The following is an 18,935-nucleotide window of genomic DNA, read 5'->3' on the forward strand; positions in this document are numbered from 1 at the left end:
AAAAATCTGTTATGAAAATACTAAAAATTTTAATGATTCTCGGTCTTACTTTGGCCCTAACCGAATCTTGTAACGAAGAAGAATTTCTTGAAGAAGAAGCATTTGACTTTTTATCTCCGGAAAATTCCTATACCACACCGGAATTAATTGACGGAGCTATTGCTACGTTGCATCAAAACGTAAGGGAAATGTTGTTTGAAAGAAACGATTTTAGCTTTATTTTTCAATATACGGCAGATTATGCCTATGATGCGATCGCTCCAACACATGAGTTGAATTCTTGGGCCGATCAGATACTTCCCGAAAATCGTAGAGTACGGGAAATGTGGAGTTTTCATTATGAGATCATATTCAATGCCAATGCCATATTGGGCAGAATTGGAGATATAGAATATACTTCCGAGACGCAACGAAACGCTCAGATTGCCGAAGCCAAGTATTTTAGGGCATGGGCCTATCGAGGATTAGGTATTGTATTCGGAGGTGTTCCCATTACGTTGAATGAAGTACAAGAGCCCAAAAGGGATTATGTTAGAGCATCCCGTATTGAGGTATGGAATCAGGTAATCAAAGATTTAGAGGAAGCAGTTATTGATTTACCCAATGTAGGAGAAGTTGAGGATGGCCGCATTACCAAAGGCGTGGCCTATCATCTTCTTGCGGAGATGTATATCATTACAGGAGACTATAATGCAGCAATCGCGGCAGCAACCGAAGTAATAGACAATTTGGGTTATTCCTTAATGACAGAGCGTTTTGGTACAAGAGTTGACGAGCCAGGTGATGTGTATTGGGATTTGTTTAGAAGAGGAAATCAAAACAGAAGTACCGGCAATACCGAAAGTATTTGGGTAAGCCAATATGAATACCTTACACCAGGAGGAGGAGGAGCTGATAATCTACCAAGGTTTTTAATGCCGTTATATTGGCAGTTAAAAGATGATGATGGCGTTGATCTTTTCACGGGACCAAATGATAATTTTGGTGGTCGAGGAATCGGTTGGTGGGCTCCATCACAATATTGGTTGGACCTATGGGAAGGTTCCAATGGTGATATGCGTAATTCTGAGTATAACATTATACGTGATATCCGTGCCAATAATCCTGAATCCCGGTATTTTGGGGAGCTCATTGTTGAAAGCGGTGCGATAGATAATTTTCGTGACCCTTTCGATAGATGGTGGAATCTGATTGTTGCCAAGGGTGCCCCGATCGGAAACTTTCCAGACGAATTCATTGAAGATCCGGAAACCGGTTTAACCACAAATTTTGCAAATTCTACCCATAGGGACAGATATTTGGTCCGGTTGCCCGATACCTATTTGTTAAGGGCAGAGGCTCATCTTTTAAATGGTGATCAAACTAGCGCGGCGGCAGATATAAATGTAGTAAGGAATAGGGTAAATGCCGATCCGGTCTCTGCTGCTGAGGTGGATATTGATTATATTTTGGATGAACGCGCTCGTGAACTTTTCAATGAAGAATTACGATTACTCACCTTGATGAGGATGGACAAAATAGTTGAAAGGGTAAGAATGTTTGATCCAATGCATAATGGACAGTTTGCTTCCAACGGCATAAATGATCATCAAAACCTTTGGCCTATCCCCAATACCGAGATAGAAAGAAATACGGAAGCCGTCCTGGAACAGAATCCCGGATATTAAACTAATCTGTCTTCCCTTGATTTTTTGTTTTTATGAAAAAAACTAATTTCAAATTTTAAGTAAAGATTGTTGAGTTGTTAGTTTGAGTTAGTTTGGAAAATGGGGCTTGTTGCCTAGACAGCCCCTTTTCCTTTTGTTGTTAGGTTATTTTCTAATGCAGTTTGCACAAAAATACTATTATATGAAAGCCATTGGCGTAATACCCCTAATCTACTTCTTGGTACTTTTTGAATTCAATTGTTCAGCTCAATCCTCACCGTTGGATTTCTCGGATTACAATATTGTCTGGACCGCCCAAAGTAAAAACAGTGCAGAATCCATGCCTGTTGGTGGGGGTGACATAGGATGCAATGTTTGGGTAGAGAATGGAGAACTTTTGGTTTACGTGCAACGTAGTGGTAGCTTGGCAGAAACCAATGAATATCTGAAATTAGGCCGCCTTCGGTTGAAGCTAAGTCCAAATCCTTTCTCCAGGGAAGGTACGGGCCATAAATTTCGTCAGGAACTTAAGCTATACGACGGTTATATTGAAATCATAGGCGGAAAGACAAATGAGGGGGAGCAACATAGGACAAAAATAAACCTATGGGTAGATACTAAAGAACCTGTTGTTCATCTAGGTGTTGAATCCAACAAAGAAATCAATGTGGACGTGGCCTACGAAAATTGGCGTACGGGTGAAGAAATCCTTCCCAACAATGACAGAAGGCACTCCACCTTTACATTGCACGCCTACCCAGGCAAGGTTATTCTTTCAAAGGATATGGTAGAACAACATAACAATGGTATTGTCTTTTATCACCGTAATCCCGATAACAAAATTCTCCCCGACTTATTGATAGCACAACAGAATCTGGAAAAATATCGGGATCAGATTACGGACGATCTAAAAGGGCGCACTTTCGGTGGAATGCTCTTTGGAGACGGTTTCTCCTCGTCAGAAACCACAACAGGGGAATATCAGGGTAAACCATTTAGGGCATGGCATATGGTATCCAAAACAAAAAGAAAAAATCACCATATCCAATTGGCCGCTCATGTGGCCCAGACCAAAAGCTTACACGATTGGAAAAAGGGGCTGGACAGTATCGTGGCAAAAAGCAAGGCCCAAAATAGGGAACAAATGCACGAAGCTTCCAAAAAATGGTGGCACCAATTCTGGTCAAGAAGTTATATACTCGTAAACCCTGAAACTCCTAGCGAGGGTGACAAAGCCTGGGTGACGGCCCGTAATTATCAATTGTTCCGTTATCAATTAGGGTGCAATGTATCCGGAGAGTATCCCACCAAATTCAATGGGGGGAACTTTACTTTTGACTCAGGTCTAATTGATGAACAAAGAAATTTTGGCCCAGATTATAGGGCTTGGGGTGGTGGGGTGTTCACCGCCCAGAATCAGAGATTGTTACATTGGCCCATGTTGAAATCGGGGGATTTTGATGCCATGCTCCCCCATTTTGAACTTTTCCGAAAAGCCTTGCCAGGGGCAAAGGCCAGGGTAAAAGAACATTTTGGCCATGACGGGGCGGTATATAGTGAGTATACCAATGCGGCCGGTTTGGCTTTGGGAGCGGGTTATGGATGGTCCGAGGGGCCTAGAAAGAGGGGAACAGAGGTTGCGTTTGGTGATCCAAGGGCAGACGGGTCAAAGGCGTATAATGACTTAGTGGAAAAAGGGGTCATGGCCAATGGATCCATTGCCTATCATTGGGAATCACAGATTGAAAATGCATACATGATTTTGGAGTACCACCGATTTACAGGAGCGGATATTTCAGAATATATGCCCTTCATAGAACAATCGCTGCTATTCTTTTATGAACACTACCGATTGAGGCAGAAAATACGCAATGGTAAGGCCTTTGATGAAAATGGAAAGCTTGTAATTTTTCCTTCAACCTCATGCGAATCATATCGTGGGGCAAAAAATCCTGTTGATGTCCTTTCAGGTTTAAAGGCCTGCCTGAAAAGCATGCTCAAATTGGAGGAGAAGTATTTGTCTTCCGATAAAAAAAAGTACTACAGCGAATTTCTGAACAGCATTCCGGACTACGCTTTTGACACGGTCAATGGGAGCCCAATAATTAAGCCGGCGGAAAGCTGGATTCGTGAATCCAATTTGGAATTGCCTCAATTTTACCCGCTTTTCCCCTTTAATCAGTTTAAAATTGGGGATACCGAAATTGAAGCTTTCAAAAACTCCTATGAACAAGCTCCTGCATTCCGAAAGGGAATCATAAAAAGCTGGCATCAAGATGGCCTTTTCCTTTCTCGGATGGGAATGACCCAAGAAGCCATGGAATATAACATCAAAAAATTAGCGGACTCCCAACGTAGATATCCTACCTTTTGGGGGCCTGGCCATGATTGGGTCCCGGACCATAATTGGGGCGGTTCGGGCATGATCGGGCTACAGGAAATGTTAATGCAATGCTTTGGGGATGAAATATTGCTTTTTCCGGCCTGGCCAAAAACATGGAACGTAAACTTTAAGCTCCATGCCCCAAAAAATACCCTTGTGGAGGGAATATTCAAAGACGGTACATTGGTAAAGTTGGATGTGTCTCCCGAAAGTAGAAGAAAGGACATACGAATAATGAATCAAGAATAGAAAATATGTAGCCCACTAAATAGGAATCAATAGACAAAACAATTGGTTTTATGGTTTATGTACTCTTTATTGGGTAACATATTTGGGCAAGACCATTGTGAAAATTGAATATGGGTACATCGGAAATGGTTTGGTGGGATTATCTATTCCAAGGGTACAGGAAAGACTTGGAGGACAGAATACTATTGATGCTATAGGCGGCAGTTTTGAGAACAGGAAATTTACCAAAAGCGTTAGGGTCTGCGATTTTGATCATCCGAAAAATCCGGAATTCAACCATTTCGGATCTCCGATTCCCCTTGAATTGAAAATAGGAGGTTTTAAAGGAGATAGCGGTGGAGGAGTGTTTATGCTTCATAATGGCAAACACGTTTTGGTAGGTATCGTATCCGGTGCGTTGAACCGTAGCATCAAATACGGTTCCGTTATGGCTCTGGCAAGGGTTTCAAAAGCGAACGAATGGATAGATTCGGTTATCGACTAAATAGGCCCACTTTCCTATTAAGGGTTTCCCCGTATTTGAAAAAGATGGAAAACCAGGGGACAAAGTTTTCGGATATACCGATCCGCTAGTGGTTATATGGGAAAAGAGCCCTAAATTTATGCCGTGTTTCGACGTATTAGAAATAGTAGGTTCATTCGAATTCTTTGGGGGTTTATGGGCCTGTATCTCCTAAACATCAGTGTGGACACGGCGGATGCCAATCCCGAACACATTGCGGAAGACCTTACCATTAACGACCAGGAGAGTTTAATCGAAATAATTGTGGAAAAATTATTGGGATTCGAAAATGCCTTTGCCGAATATGACGATCCTGATACTGAAGACCATGATAAAAAGAATAAAATCGACTTGATCGTTCTACTCTCGGTAGAACAAACCGGTTCAAAAAACCCTTTTGAATCAAGAAGTCGGGCATACCCCGATCATAGGGCCTTTTTAACAAACGGCTATTGCCAACTTCACACTCCCCCACCCAAAATTTGATTTGTTTTTTAGGTATACACCATTACCCAATTTTTAGGAAATAAAGATTGGACAAACTTCTTATTTACAAAAAACAAATCCATATGAATATCAAAAACATAGTGGTGCCGATTTTGCTATGGGCATCATCAACATACATTTTTGCGCAAACTGAGGAGGCAAAAAAGGACAGCCTTTATATACTAGAAGTAGAAGACCTCAAGGAACCTGGAAAGGTATTACATGCGGAACCTTTATATATAGACCTTATACGGGATCTGGGGGCCAGAAAAGGTGAAAGGGAATGGAACTTTGGTATGGGTTTAACGGATAATTTAAGATTTGATTCTTATGAAGCCTTGGTCGAATATGAATGGGCCCCAATGGATCGCTTAGGTTTGGAAGTGGAATTGCCGTTCACCTTTTATTCACCCTTGAACGGTGTAGCCAAGGATTCCGTTCCTTCTAATCAATTGAACAGTATAAAACTGGCGGCCCAATGGTCTTTCTTTGTAAACGAATCCATGGCAACATCCATGGCCATTGGCTATATCAATGAGTTTGAGTTATCCGATTTTAACAATTTTGGGAAGCCTCTCATAAAAGGGAATGTGTACAACCCATTCTTGGTCGTTGCCAAGCGTTGGGGAAACAATTTTCACTCATTGATCTACACAGGACCAATGATAGAGCAGAATTTCCAAACCAATGACTTTATCGCGGATTACCACATTAACACCAATTTTCATTATATGATAAGCGGTACAAGGAACTTCATTGGTATTGAATTCAATAAAATTATGGACAAGGAGGACTTTGATATGACCATTCGCCCACAAATGCGAATCGGCATAGCCGAAAATCTTTTAATTGGAATAGTGGCCGGAGTACCGGTGAGTAGGGAAAACGAAAGGTTTAGCTCCTTTGTACGGCTTATATGGGAACCTGCGCATAAGGAAGTGAATCATTCCCGTTAAAAGTAAAATTGAAATATAGGGTGGCTTGTAGGTTCGGAAATGTAATGTTTGACTTCACCCCTACTTCCGGTGGAATCACGAACACTTCAAAAAACCCTATATTTTCGTCTCAAATTATCCTAATAAAACAGCCTATTTGAATTGAAAACCAAGCATATACGGATATGCCTGAAGTGATAAAATTGGTAAGGATTCAGCGACTTGCCTATTCTTGGGCCATTGACTCATTTTGAATCAGGTTTTTATTTACCCAACCATTTCGCCTTTACCCTTCTCGCGTTCATCTCGGCAATATTGACAATGGAAATCCCTTCGGGACATTCCACCTCACAAGCACCGGTAAAGGTACAGCTCCCAAAACCTTCGAGTTCCATTTGACGGGTCATTTCCAAAACCCGTTGGGAAGCTTCCGGCTGCCCCTGTGGCAAGCTGTTCAAGTGATTGATTTTTGCCGCTGTAAAGAGTGCGGCCGAGGCATTTTTACAGGTAGCGACGCAAGCTCCACAACCGATACAGGCCGCCGCGTCCATAGCCCTGTCCACTACTTCTTTTCCCACAAGGATAGCGTTTGCCTCTGCGGCGGTTCCCGTTTTCGCGCTAATATATCCTCCCTGCTCAATAATTCTGTCAAAAGCGGAACGGTCGACAACCAGATCCTTTATAACCGGAAATGCCGATGCCCTCCAAGGTTCCACGACTACGGTCTCCCCATCCTTAAAACTTCGCATGTGTAGTTGGCAAGTGGTGATATTATCATGCGGACCATGGGCCCTTCCGTTGATGAACACCCCACATTGCCCGCAGATACCTTCACGACAATCATACTCATAGGCAATGACCTTCTCGTTAAGCTGCACCAAACGTTCGTTAAGATGGTCCAATGCTTCCAAAAAAGACATATCCTCCGTTAATCCGTCTACCTCATACGTCTCAAAACCGCCTTGGCTCCTTGAATTATCCTGCCTCCAGATTTTAAAAACTATCTTCATCGTAGTATTCCGTTGTAATGCTTGGTTTTCTGATGTTCTTCAATGCTTTATTTGTAGCTGCGTACGGTCGGTTGCACGTTTTCAAATACCAAGGGTTCCTTATGCAACTGAAAATTTCCGTTGTCATAGGCCCAGGCCGATACATACGCATGAGTGTTATCGTTGCGCATGGCCTCGCCTTCATCGGTCTGATATTCTTCCCTGAAATGGGCACCGCAGGATTCTTCCCGCTGTAGGGCATCGGTGCACATAAGGAGCCCCAACTCCAAAAAATCCGCCAAACGCAATGCTTTTTCCAACTCGGTATTCATTTCCTGTTGTCCTCCCGTAACGTTGACCTCGTTCCAAAAAGCATCCTTGATTTCCTTAATCTTTAAGATGGCATTTTCAAGCCCCTCCTTATTTCTGCTCATGGCACATTCCTTCCACATAACCTTGCCCAATTCCCGATGGAAGTGATCCACGGTTTTGTCGCCTTTTACGGCCAAAAGCTTTGTAATTTGTTGTTCTACCTCTTTCTGTACCTTGTCAAATTCCGGGTGATCTGTTGTGGGATGGTCTTCCTTCAACTCATCGGCCAAATAATTGTTGATGGTGTTCGGCAGTACAAAATATCCATCAATACTGGCCTGTAATAACGAATTGGCCCCCAAACGATTGGCTCCATGATCTGAAAAGTTACATTCGCCAACGGCATAGAGCCCGGGGATGGTGGTCATCAATTCATAATCCACCCATAGGCCGCCCATGGAGAAGTGGGCCGCAGGTGAAATTTGCATAGGTTCTTGATAGGCGTCCACTCCGGTAATCTTCTTGTACATTTTGAAAAGATTGCCATACCTATCCTGGATAGCTTGAATCCCGAAACGTTCAACGGCATGCTTAAAATCCAGATAAACCGCATTTTTGAAGGGCCCTACCCCATAACCGGCATCGATACGCTCTTTCGCCGCCCTTGAGGCAATGTCCCTTGGCGCAAGGTTTCCAAAACTTGGATATCGCCGTTCCAGGTAATAGTCCCTTTCCTCTTCAGGAATGGCATTGGCTTTTCGGTCATCATCTTTCTTTTGGGGCACCCAAATACGTCCATCATTTCGCAGGGATTCGGACATTAAGGTAAGTTTTGATTGTGCTTCACTGGCCTGGGGCAAAGCTGTAGGATGCACTTGGGTAAAACTAGGTGCCGCAAAATAGGCGCCACGTTTATGGGCTTTCCATATGGCCGTACCGTTACAACCAATAGCCAAGGTAGAGAGCCGAAAGACCCTGGAGTAGCCCCCTGTAGCCAACACAACGGCATCGGCGGCAAAGCGTTTCAATTGGCCGTTTATCAAATCCCTTGCTATGATGCCCTTTGCCTTTCCATCGATTACTACCAAATCCAACATCTCATGGCGGGGAAACATGGTCACTTTTTGGGCACGTTTCATTTTATACAATTGTGAATAGGCGGCCAAAAGCAATTGTTGCCCCGTTTGTCCCCGGGCATAAAAAGTACGCTGCACCTGAACACCACCAAAACTGCGATTGGCAAGTACCCCGCCATATTCACGGGCAAAAGGTACACCTTGTTGCACATAATGGTCAATAAGCGGGGCCGACAATTCGGCCAAGCGGTACACATTGGCTTCCCGTGACCTAAAATCGCCCCCCTTTAACGTATCATAGAACATTCGCCAAACACTATCACCATCGTGCTGATAGTTTTTTGCAGCATTAATACCGCCTTGAGCCGCCACGGAATGGGCCCTACGTGCCGAATCCTGATAGCAAAAACATTTAACGTCATAGCCTAATTCCGCCAAGGTGGCCGCGGCACCGGCCCCTGCCAACCCGGAACCGACCACGATGACATTCAGTTTTTTCTTGTTAGCCGGATTAATCAGTTGGGATTTGGTCTGATAGCTGCTCCATTTGTTCTCTAAGGGTCCTTCAGGAATTTTTGAATTCAGCATCTGAAAATTTATTTTAAGAATACAATAAAGGGAATCAAACCAAATCCCACGGCCATAACGGCGGCATAGACCAATGAAATTTTCGCCAATACCCGAAGTCCTTTTTTATGGTAAAAACCCAAGGTCTTAAAAGCACTTTTCAGTCCGTGGTTGAGATGTAGCCCAAGGGGAATCATCAAAATTGTATAGAATACTACGTAATAGACATTTTGAAAAAGACTATAGGTTACCTCATAAACATCCACATGGCCATTGGCATCCAGAGCTACGCTTTCACCTAGGCCCAGCTTGATACGGGCCCAAAAGTTAGCGAGATGTACCACGATGAACAACAATATCATGATGCCCAAAAGTCCCATGTTCTGGGAAGTCCAACTACTATTCTCCTTACTTCGGTTTAGTAAATAACGCTTTGATTTGGCCTTTCGGTTGTTCAAAATAATCAATAGGGAATAGATAACATGCAGCACGATCGACAGGTATAGTACGTAGGCCACAATTTTAATCAGCGGGCTTTCCCTTAAGGTGGTCGAATACGAGTTGTACAGGCCTCTTGCCATTTCTTCGGGAAGCACCAAAATGCTGTTTGCGGAGAGATGTACAATCAAAAAGATACATAAGAATAGGCCCGTAAGGGCAATTATGGTTTTTCTAAGGAACATCTAAGATCTAATCATGTAGGATAAGCAACGGTACCGGACTGTTAAAAGTCTGCTTTAAGGTAACACTTTCATTGAGAAGTCGATGCATGAAACCTTTCTTTGTACGGATAAGGCAAAGCAAACCGGCAAAATCCTTCATCATATAGTCATTCAAGTCCTTGTTGGTATCACCCGTCCCAAATGCATAATCTACGGATGGATTCAAGTCTTCAATAGCGCTTAAGGCCTTTTCAATTTGAGGTGTTTTCTTATCCGCGATATGAAGCACTTTTACCTTGCTTTGATGCATGGCGGCAATCTTTCGCAAAGGTTCCAATACATTGGCGTCGGAAAAAGGATCATCACTGACCGCAAAGACAATTTCCTCTAGTGAACGGAAACTATACCCGGCCGGAACCACTATTACAGGAGCCGAGGTCTTGGAAATGACACCGCCCGCAACACTTCCTAAAAAAACTTCCTTGAGTCCGCTCGCCCCTTTGGTACCCATTACAATATAATCGTAATGACCACTATCCCCCAGCGACGTTATGGCAGAAACGGCATAATTCTTAATGATTTTGGTCTTTAGTATTAGATCGGGATGTTCTTTTTGAACGTTTTCCAACAGTTCATCCATCCTGCGCTTGGCATCCTTCTCTAGCACACTATCAATATTCTTCATTAGAAGTGCGGTAGACTTTGTACCGTATACATGTAAAACGGTAATTTCTGTGGCGGATCCCCTAAACAATTCCGTGGCATAGGCCAGGGCATTGGATGAGGTATTCGAAAAATCAACGGGGACAAGAATCTTATTCATTTTTCAAGCTATTTTAATTGCTGAACTATTTTAGGATAAGACTATCTTAGAGTTTCTAAAGCAACATCATTCTTAAACACTATTCGCAGCCTTATTTTTGTTTCTATCATTAAATTTAATAACAGAATCTAAAGCAAAACTTTAGAAAGGAACCCAGCCTATACATATTTGTTTCAAATACTCCTAAACTAAATGGGACCGGATATAGCGATAATCCCGCCCGCACGTTGTACGAACTACCCTTTAGACCTTGTCCATATTTTTTCTACTTGGACCTCTTCGTTTGGCCCATTTCTTAAGTTTCCCTGAAGAATTACATACTAGCTTTATCCAAATTTCAGGGGATGGTTCCAAAGTCGGATTTGCAACCATCGATTCTAGGTCATGATCCTAGTCCATGATTAGTAAGAACCTGCTCATTAAAATGTTGTTTTATGAAGCTTTTGGAAAAGATTTTATTGGCGCAGGATTTTAGTAAATCCTCCCAAAATTTGGTGCATAGCGCAATTGAACTTGCAAAAATATTCGAATCAAAAATTGTCCCCATTCATGTGCTTCCGGATGATATCGTAAACAAGAAAGTCAAGGCCTTGTTGAATGAAACGGCCATGACAAAATTGGAAGAAACGGTGCAACGTATTGAGAATGAGGGTGTGGATGTAGATAACCCGTTGCTGGCCTTTGGCTCTCCCCACGAGGCCATCGTAAGGGCCGCCGTGGATATCAATGCCAATGTAATTCTTACGGGTTCCGGTGAAAGCAAAAAGGGGGATACCTTTCAATTGGGTACCACTACGGAGCGTATTATCCAAAAAAGCGAAAAACCCGTTTTCGTCATCAAGGAAGGAATCCTGCTCAATGTACGCCATATACTATGTCCCGTTGATTTTTCCGAATCCTCCAAAAGAGCCCTTAAAAATGCCATGACCATGGCCCGTAGGTTCAAGTCGGAACTCACCATTCTCGCGGTATGCGAATTGCAAGGCTCCACCTGGTTTACATCGGAAAAGGACAAGGAACAGGAAAATGAGCTTAGATATACCCTACATCAGGAGGAATTCGATTCCTTTTTAAACGGGTTCGACCTAACAAATCTCAATTGGACAAAAGAAACTCCTAAAGGCAATCCCGCCAAGGAAATATTAAGTGCCATTTCCAAAAAAATGATTGATTTGCTCATCATGGGTACTGCAGGAAGGACGGGGCTTAACCGAATGATCATGGGCAGCGTTACTGAAAAGGTGGTAAGGGAAGTGCCCTGTTCCTTCCTCACCCTAAAATCCGAGGATGTCATCTCCCTACAATTGGAAACGCATATCAAGGACATCGAAAAACTTCACAGTACCGGCCTGCAGTTGATGGAGGATGGTTTCCATGAAGAAGCCATTGGTCAGTTTAAGGCCTGTTTAAGCATTAATGATATGCATGTACCAGCATACAAAGGGCTTGCGAAGGTTTATGAAAAACTGGACCAGCCGGAGAGGGCCAGGATGTACCGAAGGAATGCCAAGGAAATTATGGACAAGATATGGTATCAAAAAATTGAGGAAGAAGTCCGAAAACTTCGCGGTAGCTAAAAAATATCCATACATGATGCAAAAAGCAAAAGGAAAAGTAGTCAGCGTCAACGAGTCCCTTGTCGCGGCCCAAACTACGGAGGGATCCGTCATGAACGGTGAGGTGGCCTATATTATCATTGAGGACGGTAAACGGCTCAAATCGGAGGTCATTGATGTGAAACCCAATGATATGGTATATCTACAGGTCTTTGAAGATACCGGCTGGATGAAAGTAGGCGACCTTGTGGAATTTTCCGGTCTTCCCTTGGCTGTAAAATTGGGTCCCGGCATTTTAGGTTCCGTAACGGATGGTCTTCAAAATCCCTTGTACGAATTGGCCAAGAAAGAATGGTTTTTGGAGCGGGGGCTCGTAGTAGAGCCCTTGGATATCACGGTTAAATGGCACTTTACCCCTTCGGTGCAAAAAGGGGATTTGGTAACGGGCGGTACCGTACTGGGTTCCGTTCCTGAAAAACTGTTCGAACACAAGATTTTTGTCCCCTTTTCCATACAGGGGGATCACACGATCGAGCAAATAGCTCCTGAAGGAGAGTATACCGTAGATGAGCCCATAGCCGTTATAAAGGACGCCATGGGCAAAAGCATGGAACTAAAAATGGTATTCGAGTGGCCCGTAAAAAAACCCATGCCCTTCAATGAGCGTTCCGTTCCCGTAGATCCGATGCCCACTGGAATCCGGATTCTAGATGCCCTTTTTCCCATTGCCTATGGCGGTACGGCATGCAATCCAGGACCTTTTGGAGCGGGCAAGACGGTATTGCAACACAGTTTGGCCCGGCATTCACAGGCCGATGTGGTTATCATCGCAGCTTGCGGCGAACGCGCCGGGGAAGCTGTGGAGGTCTTTAAGGACTTCCCTGAACTGATCGATCCACGAACGGGAAAGTCCTTGATGGACCGTACCTATATTGTGGGGAATACCTCATCCATGCCCGTGGCCGCCAGGGAAGCATCTGTCTACATGGCCACTACCGTAGGGGAATACTACCGCAAACAAGGGCTCAATGTGCTTATCCTGGCCGATTCTACTTCCCGATGGGCACAAGCGCTCCGTGAAACCTCGGGACGAAAAGAGGAAATTCCAGGCCCCGAAGCCTTCCCCATGTATATTTCCACATTGATCTCCGCTTTCTATGATCGCGCGGGAATTGAATTGCTACCCGATGGAAAAACCGGATCATTAAGCATTATTGGAACAGTTTCCCCTGCGGGCGGGAACTTTGATGAACCGGTAACGCAGGCCACCCTGTTGAGTACAGGGGCTTTTTGGGGGTTGTCCCGGGCATTGTCCGATGCACGGAAATATCCCGCAATAGACCGTATTGATAGTAATTCCAAATATCCCTCGTTGCTGAATCAGGAAGAGGTGAACTTTTTATTGGAGCTGTTACGGGATGGCAAGACCATAGCTTCCAATATTATCCTGATGGGCGAGAAGGGTATCACGGACGAAGCCTACATCCGTTACCAAAAGGCCGAATTACTCGATGCGGTCTTCCTGCAACAGAACAGTTTTCATGAGGTGGATGGGGTAACCACTCCCGATCGGTTGAGGGCCATGTTCGATATGGTAAAGGAAATCATAGACGCAACGGTAGGTATTAAAGGTAAGGAAGGGATACGGTCGCATTTTAATTTCATCCGACAGGCTTTTCTTGACTGGAACTATATGAAACCTGATGAGGAGGGCTTCGAAAAACAAAAAATGAAACTAGTGAATTTGGTCAAACAAAGGGAACATGTTGCAGAAAACGTATGAGAATATAGACAGTATTGGCCGTGCCATTCTGGGTATTAAGGCCAAGGGTGTACACAATAAGGAGTTGGCAGAGGTAATCTATCCTAACGGACAAAAGGCATTTGCACAGGTCATTGCATTGGATGGCGATCAGGTGACCCTTCAACTGTTCGGAGGCGGATTCGGGGTTTCCACCGATTGTAAAATCCGTTTCCTGGGAAAACCGGTCCAAGTAGGATTTTCAGATGATATGTTGGGACGGGTCTATTCGGGCAATGGCCAACCCATAGATGGAGGCCCTGAACTGCTGTCCGATATGGTTCGGGTGGCGGGACCTTCCATTAATCCGGTAAAAAGGCTCATCCCCAAGGATATGATCCGTACAGGGGTGCCCATGATCGACGTATTCAACACCTTGGTACGTTCCCAAAAGATACCCATTTTTGCCAAGGCAGGCGAGCCCTACAACCGCCTATTGGCCAATATCGCTACCCAGACCGATGCGGATGTAATCATTATCGGTGGGGTGGGACTCAAATATGATGAGTTCCATTACTTCAGACAGCGTATTGAAGAGGCCGGAAGTAAGAACAAGACCATCATGTTTGTACATACGCATAGGGATTCCATAGTCGAAGGCCTTATGGTACCCGATTTGGCACTGGCCGTAGCCGAGCAATTTGCGTTACAGGGTAAAAATGTTTTTGTACTTCTATCGGATATGACCCAATGGTCCGATTATTTGCGGCAAGTGGCCAACGCCCAAGATCAGATTCCGGCCAATCAAGGTTACCCGGGCGACCTGTATTCCCAATTGGCCAGTCGTTACGAAAAAGCCGCTGATATTGAGGGTGCTGGAAGTTTGACCATCCTCGGGGTAACCACAATGGACGATGTTACCCATCCCGTACCGGACAACACCGGATATATTACCGAAGGACAATTTTATATGAAGGACGGATATCTGGAACTGTTCGGATCATTAAGCCGTTTGAAGCAACAAGTAAACGACCGGACCCGTCCGGACCATAGAAGTATCATGAATGCTATGGCGCGGTTGCTTTCAGAAGCCGAGGAACGGGTAAAGGCCCAAAAATTCGGTTCGGTGAAGGATGACTATTCGTTGCGGCTGTTGGATTACCGAAAGACCTTCCAAACCGAATTGATGGATCCCTTCCGCTACTTGGAACTGGAAGATGCCCTAGACCTATGTTGGGATACCCTTGCCCAACACTTCAAAAAGGAAGAGGTAGGGCTATCCTCCAAGCTGATCGAGGCATATTGGCCGGAAAAAGGGAAGTTCAAAATATTAAAAGAGATGACCCATGAGTGAGAAAACCTTGGATAAACTGATTGCCACCCTAAAATCGGAAGCTATCGAGGCAGCGGACAACGAAGCGATGGATATCGTGGAGAAGGCACGCGCACAGGCCCAAAAAATCATAAAGGATGCGGAAGCCGAAAAGGAAGAACTTCTGGAAGATGCGAAAAAAGAGGCCCAAGCTACGCTCAGCAAAGGGGAAGGTGCCCTTAAGCAGGCGGCAAGAGACCTAACCGTTTCCGTACGCAACGATTTGTTGAAACTTCTTGGGGCTGTACTGGAAAGGGAAATAGAAACTGCCCTTACCCCGGATCTTTTGGAGGAAGCCGTCCTAAAAGTCATCGAAAACGTAGGTAGTGGAGTTACCCTAAAGCTTCCGGAGAATGCCGAGGCAAAGCTGGTAGACCGAATCCAGAAAAGTTTGCAGACATCGGACACACTAGCTTCTATCAGCAAGGATGCCACTATTCTCAATGGGTTCTCCATAACCAAAACGGATCAAGGATGGAGTTACCATATTTCGTCCGAGGAAGTCGCCGAACTTTTGAACGTTCACCTTAGTCCAAAATGGGTTCAAATCCTTAAAAACGAATCGGAAGCATGATCACCGGAAACCTGGAATATGTAATGAGCAGCTTCCCGCATCTGTATTTTCAAGACTCCGATGAGGAACGCCTTAGGATGTTTTCCATCCTAAGAAAATATGCAGGGCCTTCAGGGGAGGAAAAAAGCATCATCGCTATTTTGGACGAAGAGGCCGGTAAGTATTTAACCTCAAGGGAATCCCGTACGTTACAACAAATTACATTGGAGGATATCCATATGGAAATTTTCCAACGCAGTAATAACAAGGTTCTATCGGCTTTTTCCGCTTATGTCCATAGGCTTAAAAGGAATATCGAACAACTTCGCATCTCCCGAAAAAAAAGGGTGGAGACCACCATGGCCAAAAAGCAACCGCTCCCCTTTACACCGGGTACTCCACTGGAAGAAGAGATTCAAATTTTGAAAATGCAATGGGAGAAACTTGACGGGCTTTCCATTGGACATTATACCGATTTTGGGGCCCTAATTATCTATAAGCTGAGGCTGCTGCTCTTATTGCGATGGTGGGGTTTTGATCAAAAAAAAGGTTTCGACAATTTTTTAGACATCACAAAGAAGGACTGAACATGGCCGATAAGATCTTAATGAACAAAAACACCCTGGCCGCCTTAAAAATAGAGCTGAGGGAATACAACACGGCCTTACCTGTCTTTGAGATGAAGGAACAGCAGTTGAAGGAGGTAGTACAGACTACGGAAAATAATATTATTCGGCTGAAACGGGCCATTGAGGCCACCGATGCGGAAACCAAAAAATGGGTGGCCGTGATGGCCGAGGAGACCATTGACCTGTCCGAATTGGTAAAAGTCAATGAAGTTGTTACCGAAAAACGGGAAATCGCAGGAGTAACCATAGAAACCTTTAAGGATATCGCGTTTAAGGAAGTGGAGGTAGATCTTTTCAATACCCCTCTTTGGATCGATGCCGCCCTAGAGGCGATACAGGAGCAAAAGACCAACAGGACCTTGGTGGAAATCGAAGAACGAAATTTGGAATTGCTGAAGGAAGAACTTGCCGAGGCCCGCCGGATGAAAAATGCATTAAAGGAAGTGTTTATACCGGAAACCCAGGAGAATATTCGAAAAATTGAAATCTATCTGGGCGATGTGGAGCGACTGGCCATAGGGTGCGCCAAACTGGTAAAAAAGAAGAAACAGGAAAAAAAGGCCATGGCATGATCGTTAAGATGAAGGAAATACTGCTCTTTACCACCGCACGTTCTGTGGACGAAACCATTCGTGTACTCGGGAATCTTGGAGTGATGGACATCAAGGAGATCGACCGATCGCCCAATGGAATTGCTGAAAGGCGATTGGCTTCGCTCAATAAGACGGAAAATGCAATTTCCTCCCTTAAGGAACATTCAAAAAAGAAAAAGGATACCATCACTCGAGTGAAATATCCGGCCAAGGATCCCAAACAGCTTGTAGAGCGCGTATTGATGACAGAAGAAATTAGGCGAAGATGTAAAGACCGACTTGATGAGCTCTACCTACAGTTGGATTGGTACAAAACCTGGGGCGAAAAAGTAAACGTAAAGGACTTTGAAATCCTGAGGAAAAAAGGGATTTACATTCGGCTCTATCTTTTGGGCAAATCAATGTTACCCAAAGTTAAGGAAGACCATACCGTTGTGACCTTCCCAGAACGGAACGGTAAGATACCGGTGGCATTGGTCACGCAAAACGAACATGAAAAATTAAATCAAAAAGAGGTAGTCCCCCCGAAATTATCCTTTGATACCATACAACGACAGATTAAAAGGAAAGAACGGCAATTGACCGAAGTAGAACACTTCTTGGATGATCAAACCGAACATCTGCATTGGCTTGAGGAATACCGCATATTGTTGAAAGACCGATTAGGTATGCAACAGACCTTGGGAGGTATAGGTGACATTGATGGAAAGCTAAAATACCTTAAAGGATATATACCTCGCGATTCCGTAGATGATTTCGTCGCAAAAGCGGAAGAGAACCATTGGGGCTACCACATCACCGAGCCCGAAAAGCCGGAAGAGGTACCGGTCTATATCAAAAATCCCAAGTGGATCAGTATTATCAACCCGGTAATGAAATTCATAGATATCGTACCCGGATACAAGGAAGTGGACGTCTCCATTTATTTTTTGGTAGCCTTTGCCCTATTTTTTGCTATGCTTGTTGGTGATGCAGGATACGGATTGATCTTTCTATTGGTTACCTTATTCCTTCGCAAAAAACTAACGCCCCAGATGCAGATCTTGATTTATGTTCTCAGTGGTACGACCATAGTTTGGGGAGTACTTAGTGGCACCTATTTTGGTGCCGAACAGATAGCGGCCCTTCCTTTTTTCAAGAACTTGATCGTTGAGGAAATTGCCAGCTTTGGGTTCGATAATGTTTCCTTTATGATGCATCTCTCGTTCCTGATAGGGGCCATTCACCTTACCGTGGCCCATGGAATTCGCGTTGCCCAGTTCATCAATTCCATACGGGCCCTTAGTGAAATAGGTTGGGTCTTTTTGGTTTGGGGGTTGTTCTTCTTGACCGAGCAATTGGTACTGGGCAAGACTATGCCCATATGGGGCCCTTGGTTATTTATAGCGGGAGCGGCCTTGGTTGCTCTTTTCTCGGTCGAAAGCAAGAACTTTTTGAAAAGCATGCTGGTTTCATTGGCCAATTTGCCGTTAAGCTTAATTAGTGGATTCTCTGACATTGTTTCCTACGTACGACTTTTTGCCGTAGGTATGGCAACGGCAGCCGTTGCGGCGAGTTTCAACAATATGGTGTTGCCCGAAGGGATTACCGATATGGGGCTTTTGGATTTATTGATGGCGGCCATTGCATTGCTTTTGGGACATGGACTCAACATTGCCCTGGCCCTAATGGCGGTTATGGTACATGGGATACGCCTGAATATGTTGGAGTTTGCAGGGCATCTTGGTGTACAGTTCTCCGGCGAAGCCTATAAACCGTTTACACTGGTTTCCCAAAAAAGCGTAGTGGAACCGGAAAAGATGGAACCGGCCCCAACAACATAAAAGAATTATAAAATTATTAAACTATAAAATCATGGTAG

The 18,935-nt window shown here is 44.3% G+C and carries 16 protein-coding genes; 12 read left to right on the forward strand and 4 right to left on the reverse strand.

Translation table 11 applies throughout. From position 1 onward, the window contains the following. Positions 1-11 precede the first annotated feature (11 nt). From ACO06Y_RS23865 to ACO06Y_RS23885, 5 genes are all read left to right on the forward strand, one after another. Positions 12-1,667, forward strand: a complete 1,656-nt coding sequence (locus tag ACO06Y_RS23865) for a RagB/SusD family nutrient uptake outer membrane protein (protein ID WP_422081590.1) — start codon at positions 12-14, stop codon at positions 1,665-1,667. Between the two features lie 181 nt (positions 1,668-1,848). Continuing rightward, a complete protein-coding gene (locus tag ACO06Y_RS23870) occupies positions 1,849-4,278 on the forward strand; it encodes a DUF5703 domain-containing protein (RefSeq protein WP_422081591.1) in 2,430 nt (809 codons plus the stop codon). An 82-nt stretch (positions 4,279-4,360) separates the two neighbouring features. Next, positions 4,361-4,762 carry a hypothetical protein gene (locus tag ACO06Y_RS23875; protein ID WP_422081592.1) on the forward strand — a complete coding sequence of 134 codons (402 nt, stop codon included), beginning with the start codon at positions 4,361-4,363 and terminating at the stop codon, positions 4,760-4,762. 123 nt (positions 4,763-4,885) lie between these two features. Further along, the gene (locus ACO06Y_RS23880; RefSeq protein ID WP_422081593.1) at positions 4,886-5,266 is read left to right on the forward strand and encodes a hypothetical protein; all 381 of its coding nucleotides are present in this window, start codon (positions 4,886-4,888) and stop codon (positions 5,264-5,266) included. Positions 5,267-5,349: 83 nt separating this feature from the next. Next, positions 5,350-6,222: an HAEPLYID family protein gene (locus ACO06Y_RS23885; protein ID WP_422081594.1), complete on the forward strand. Its 873-nt coding sequence runs from the start codon at positions 5,350-5,352 to the stop codon at positions 6,220-6,222. 242 nt (positions 6,223-6,464) lie between these two features. On the opposite strand, the gene ACO06Y_RS23890 is transcribed toward ACO06Y_RS23885, so the two are convergent. Genes ACO06Y_RS23890 through ACO06Y_RS23905 form a run of 4 tightly spaced genes read right to left on the reverse strand, consistent with a single transcriptional unit; the run spans position 6,465 to position 10,630 of the window. Further along, positions 6,465-7,211, reverse strand: a complete 747-nt coding sequence (locus ACO06Y_RS23890; RefSeq protein ID WP_422081595.1) for a succinate dehydrogenase/fumarate reductase iron-sulfur subunit — start codon at positions 7,209-7,211, stop codon at positions 6,465-6,467. A 47-nt stretch (positions 7,212-7,258) separates the two neighbouring features. Beyond that, positions 7,259-9,166: a fumarate reductase/succinate dehydrogenase flavoprotein subunit gene (locus ACO06Y_RS23895; RefSeq protein WP_422081596.1), complete on the reverse strand. Its 1,908-nt coding sequence runs from the start codon at positions 9,164-9,166 to the stop codon at positions 7,259-7,261. A gap of 8 nt (positions 9,167-9,174) precedes the next feature. Continuing rightward, the gene (locus ACO06Y_RS23900) at positions 9,175-9,828 is read right to left on the reverse strand and encodes a succinate dehydrogenase cytochrome b subunit (protein ID WP_422081597.1); all 654 of its coding nucleotides are present in this window, start codon (positions 9,826-9,828) and stop codon (positions 9,175-9,177) included. A 7-nt stretch (positions 9,829-9,835) separates the two neighbouring features. Next, positions 9,836-10,630 (reverse strand): universal stress protein, encoded by a 795-nt coding sequence (locus ACO06Y_RS23905; protein ID WP_422081598.1) that lies wholly within the window; start codon positions 10,628-10,630, stop codon positions 9,836-9,838. 434 nt (positions 10,631-11,064) lie between these two features. Here ACO06Y_RS23905 and ACO06Y_RS23910 point away from each other — a divergent pair, with 434 nt between their 5' ends. From ACO06Y_RS23910 to ACO06Y_RS23940, 7 genes are read left to right on the forward strand one after another with little or no spacing between them, the layout of a single operon-like run. Next, the gene (locus ACO06Y_RS23910; protein ID WP_422081599.1) at positions 11,065-12,207 is read left to right on the forward strand and encodes a universal stress protein; all 1,143 of its coding nucleotides are present in this window, start codon (positions 11,065-11,067) and stop codon (positions 12,205-12,207) included. A gap of 13 nt (positions 12,208-12,220) precedes the next feature. Then, the gene (locus tag ACO06Y_RS23915; RefSeq protein WP_422081600.1) at positions 12,221-13,969 is read left to right on the forward strand and encodes a V-type ATP synthase subunit A; all 1,749 of its coding nucleotides are present in this window, start codon (positions 12,221-12,223) and stop codon (positions 13,967-13,969) included. Further along, entirely contained in the window at positions 13,950-15,281 is a 1,332-nt protein-coding gene (locus ACO06Y_RS23920; protein ID WP_422081601.1) for a V-type ATP synthase subunit B, read from the forward strand. Before ACO06Y_RS23915 ends, ACO06Y_RS23920 begins: the two co-directional genes overlap by 20 nt. Next, a complete protein-coding gene (locus tag ACO06Y_RS23925) occupies positions 15,274-15,873 on the forward strand; it encodes a hypothetical protein (protein WP_422081602.1) in 600 nt (199 codons plus the stop codon). The genes ACO06Y_RS23920 and ACO06Y_RS23925 overlap by 8 nt, the downstream gene beginning before the upstream one ends. Next, positions 15,870-16,439 carry a hypothetical protein gene (locus ACO06Y_RS23930; protein WP_422081603.1) on the forward strand — a complete coding sequence of 190 codons (570 nt, stop codon included), beginning with the start codon at positions 15,870-15,872 and terminating at the stop codon, positions 16,437-16,439. The genes ACO06Y_RS23925 and ACO06Y_RS23930 overlap by 4 nt, the downstream gene beginning before the upstream one ends. A 2-nt stretch (positions 16,440-16,441) precedes the next feature. Then, on the forward strand, positions 16,442-17,053 hold the full coding sequence (locus ACO06Y_RS23935; RefSeq protein ID WP_422081604.1) for a V-type ATP synthase subunit D: 612 nt from the start codon (positions 16,442-16,444) through the stop codon (positions 17,051-17,053). Then, positions 17,050-18,897 (forward strand): V-type ATP synthase subunit I, encoded by a 1,848-nt coding sequence (locus tag ACO06Y_RS23940; protein WP_422081605.1) that lies wholly within the window; start codon positions 17,050-17,052, stop codon positions 18,895-18,897. Before ACO06Y_RS23935 ends, ACO06Y_RS23940 begins: the two co-directional genes overlap by 4 nt. Positions 18,898-18,935 lie beyond the last annotated feature (38 nt).

It is taken from the genome of Ulvibacterium sp. (assembly GCF_965228935.1).
In the GTDB taxonomy this organism is placed as follows: domain Bacteria; phylum Bacteroidota; class Bacteroidia; order Flavobacteriales; family Flavobacteriaceae; genus Ulvibacterium.

Coding starts and splice junctions, on each gene's coding strand:
- ACO06Y_RS23865 (WP_422081590.1), top strand. CDS start 12: ATGAAAATACTAAAAATTTTAATGATTCTCGGTCTTACTTTGGCCCTA.
- ACO06Y_RS23870 (WP_422081591.1), top strand. CDS start 1,849: ATGAAAGCCATTGGCGTAATACCCCTAATCTACTTCTTGGTACTTTTT.
- ACO06Y_RS23885 (WP_422081594.1), top strand. CDS start 5,350: ATGAATATCAAAAACATAGTGGTGCCGATTTTGCTATGGGCATCATCA.
- ACO06Y_RS23890 (WP_422081595.1), bottom strand. CDS start 7,211: ATGAAGATAGTTTTTAAAATCTGGAGGCAGGATAATTCAAGGAGCCAA.
- ACO06Y_RS23895 (WP_422081596.1), bottom strand. CDS start 9,166: ATGCTGAATTCAAAAATTCCTGAAGGACCCTTAGAGAACAAATGGAGC.
- ACO06Y_RS23900 (WP_422081597.1), bottom strand. CDS start 9,828: ATGTTCCTTAGAAAAACCATAATTGCCCTTACGGGCCTATTCTTATGT.
- ACO06Y_RS23905 (WP_422081598.1), bottom strand. CDS start 10,630: ATGAATAAGATTCTTGTCCCCGTTGATTTTTCGAATACCTCATCCAAT.
- ACO06Y_RS23910 (WP_422081599.1), top strand. CDS start 11,065: ATGAAGCTTTTGGAAAAGATTTTATTGGCGCAGGATTTTAGTAAATCC.
- ACO06Y_RS23915 (WP_422081600.1), top strand. CDS start 12,221: ATGATGCAAAAAGCAAAAGGAAAAGTAGTCAGCGTCAACGAGTCCCTT.
- ACO06Y_RS23920 (WP_422081601.1), top strand. CDS start 13,950: ATGTTGCAGAAAACGTATGAGAATATAGACAGTATTGGCCGTGCCATT.
- ACO06Y_RS23925 (WP_422081602.1), top strand. CDS start 15,274: ATGAGTGAGAAAACCTTGGATAAACTGATTGCCACCCTAAAATCGGAA.
- ACO06Y_RS23930 (WP_422081603.1), top strand. CDS start 15,870: ATGATCACCGGAAACCTGGAATATGTAATGAGCAGCTTCCCGCATCTG.
- ACO06Y_RS23935 (WP_422081604.1), top strand. CDS start 16,442: ATGGCCGATAAGATCTTAATGAACAAAAACACCCTGGCCGCCTTAAAA.
- ACO06Y_RS23940 (WP_422081605.1), top strand. CDS start 17,050: ATGATCGTTAAGATGAAGGAAATACTGCTCTTTACCACCGCACGTTCT.